The 1168-nt window shown below is 49.0% G+C and carries 1 protein-coding gene; it reads right to left on the bottom strand.

The features are described from left to right. Positions 1-1101, bottom strand: a protein-coding gene (locus tag C7B65_RS26960) for an IS3 family transposase (protein ID WP_106254251.1) whose coding sequence is annotated in 2 segments (ribosomal slippage) — positions 1-837 and positions 837-1101 — 1102 coding nt annotated over the 2 segments. Because the reading frame shifts where the segments join, the coding sequence is not laid out codon by codon here. This gene is flagged as partial in the annotation. Positions 1102-1168: the final 67 nt, after the last annotated feature.

Below are 1168 nucleotides of genomic sequence, written 5' to 3'. Positions count from 1 at the left end.
TTGGTGTTTGATAATCTAATCCTTGATGCGGACGGACTTGATTGTACCAACGAAACCACTGGTTGACCTCTTGCGTTAAGTGTTGACCATCCTCGAACGCTTTGAGATAAATCAACTCATACTTTAGACTCCTCCACAATCGTTCGATAAAGATGTTGTCGTGGCAGCGCCCTCGACCATCCATACTAATCTGAACTCCAGAGGCTTTTAGACAGGTCGTAAAGGCGTTCGCTGTAAACTGTGCCCCTTGATCCGTGTTGAAGATCAAGGGCGGGGTGTAGTTGGACAAGGCTTCTTCCAACGCCTCCACGCAAAAGTGGACTTCTAAAGTGTTGGAGATCCGCCAGGACAAGACGTGACGACTAACCCAATCCATCACTGCCACTAGATAGAAGTGTCCTCGACAGACTGGAAGATAAGTAATGTCAGTACACCAGACTTGGTTGGCTTGCGTAATCGCAAGTCCTCTCAATAAGTAGGGATACACTCGATGCTCCGGGTGAGGTTTGCTCGTATTGGGTTTGGGGTAGATGGCAACTAATCCCATCTCTCGCATCAACCGCTGGACGCGCTTGCGGTTCACCCCATACCCCTGAGTTTTGAGAAAGACGCTCATCTTCCGGCTCCCGTAAAAGGGGGTTTCCAGATATTGCTGGTCGATTAACCGCATCACCATCAAGTCTTCCTCTGACGGAGCGAGCGCCTGGTAATAGTAGCTAGAGCGGGGAATCCGCAGCAATTCACATTGCCGTTGAATGCTCAACTGTTCATGGTCAGGCTCTACCAAGGCTTTTCGGTCGGCAGCCCTAATCGTGCCGACCTGTTGACTAAAAAATCGCGCTCGACCTTCAATTGCCCAATCTGTCGATACAACTCATCCAGGTGGGCTTGCCCTTCTGGCTCCACTTTGCTGGCGTTGAAACCTCGCTCAAACACCTCACTCATGCCCTCTAAAAGCTGCCGTTTCCAACCGTGAATCATCGTCGGATGCACGCTATATTGACTCGCAATTTCAGCAATGGTTTTCTCTCCTTTCACCGCTTCAATCGCAACTTTTGCTTTGAATTGAGAACTGTACTGTTTGCGTTTGTTTTTGCTCATAACCATTCCTATCATGGGTGGGAAGTTTAGAGCTTATTCACCTGTCCAGTTTTTGGGTTCCACCTCA

Source organism: Phormidesmis priestleyi ULC007 (genome assembly GCF_003003695.1).
GTDB classification, from domain to species: Bacteria; Cyanobacteriota; Cyanobacteriia; order Leptolyngbyales; family Leptolyngbyaceae; genus Phormidesmis_A; species Phormidesmis_A priestleyi_A.
The sequence above is the reverse complement of the archived record's forward strand: the minus strand, read 5'-3'. Positions and strand labels throughout refer to the sequence as shown.